Here is a 1280-nt window from a genome sequence, read left to right as displayed (position 1 = left end):
GCCTCGACATTCAGGCGCAGCAGCGGCTCGGTGTTGGAGGGCCGGAGGTTGAACCACCAGTCGGCGCCGGTGACGGTGAGGCCGTCCAGCTCGTCCAGCTCCACGCCCTCGCGCCCCTGGTAGGCGGTGCGGATGGCGGCGAGCCGGCCGGCCTGGTCGTCGACGGTGCTGTTGATCTCGCCGGAGGCCGCGTACCGGTCGTACCGGTCGACCAGGCCCGACAGCGGGCCCTGCTGGCCGCCGAGCGCGGCCAGTACGTGCATGGCCGCGAGCATGCCGGTGTCGGCGTTCCAGAAGTCGCGGAAGTAGTAGTGCGCGGAGTGCTCGCCGCCGAAGATCGCGCCGGTCCTGGCCATCTCGGCCTTGATGAAGGAGTGGCCGACCCGGGTGCGGACGGGCTTGCCGCCGCTCTCCTTGACGACCTCGGGGACGGACCAGGAGGTGATGCAGTTGTGGATCACCGTGGAGCCGGGCTCCTTGGCCAGCTCACGGGAGGCGACCAGCGCGGTGATCGCGGACGGGGAGACCGGGTCGCCGTTCTCGTCGACGACGAAGCAGCGGTCGGCGTCGCCGTCGAAGGCCAGCCCGAGGTCGGCGCCGGTCGCCCGGACGCGGGCCTGCAGGTCGACGATGTTCTTCGGGTCCAGCGGGTTGGCCTCGTGGTGCGGGAAGGTGCCGTCCAGCTCGAAGTACATCGGGTCCAGCTCGATCGGCAGGCCCTCGAAGACGGTGGGGACGGTGTGGCCGCCCATGCCGTTGCCCGCGTCCACGACGACCTTCAGGGGGCGGATGCCGGAGAGGTCGACCAGGGAGCGCAGGTGCGCGGCGTAGTCGCCCAGGACGTCGCGCTGGGTGACCGAGCCGGTCTCGGCGACGGGCTCGGGCGCGCCCTTCTCCAGCCACTCCTCGGCCAGCGCCCGGATCTCGGCGAGGCCGGTGTCCTGGCCGATCGGCGCCGCGCCGGCCCGGCACATCTTGATGCCGTTGTACTGGGCCGGGTTGTGCGAGGCGGTGAACATGGCGCCCGGCAGGCCGAGCGCGCCGCTGGCGTAGTACAGCTCGTCGGTGGAGCAGAGCCCGATCTCGGTGACGTCGGCGCCGCGCGCGGCGGCGCCGCGGGCGAACGCGCGGACCAGGCCCGGCGAGGAGGGCCGCATGTCGTGCCCGATGACGATCGCTTCCGCCTCGGTGACCTGGGCGAACGCCGCACCGAACAGCTCGGCCAAGGTCTCGTCCCACTGGTCGGGGACCACGCCGCGCACGTCGTACGCCTTCACGAT

General features: G+C 72.3%; 1 protein-coding gene. It reads right to left on the bottom strand.

Annotation, left to right across the window (positions count from 1 at the left end; genetic code table 11):
- A partial coding sequence (locus AB0I82_RS36350; protein ID WP_363261776.1) for a phosphomannomutase/phosphoglucomutase occupies positions 1–1280 on the bottom strand: 1280 nt, incomplete at both ends.

Source organism: Streptomyces sp. NPDC050315 (assembly GCF_040655775.1).
In the GTDB taxonomy this organism is placed as follows: Bacteria; Actinomycetota; Actinomycetes; order Streptomycetales; family Streptomycetaceae; genus Streptomyces.
The sequence above is the reverse complement of the archived record's forward strand: the minus strand, read 5'-3'. Positions and strand labels throughout refer to the sequence as shown.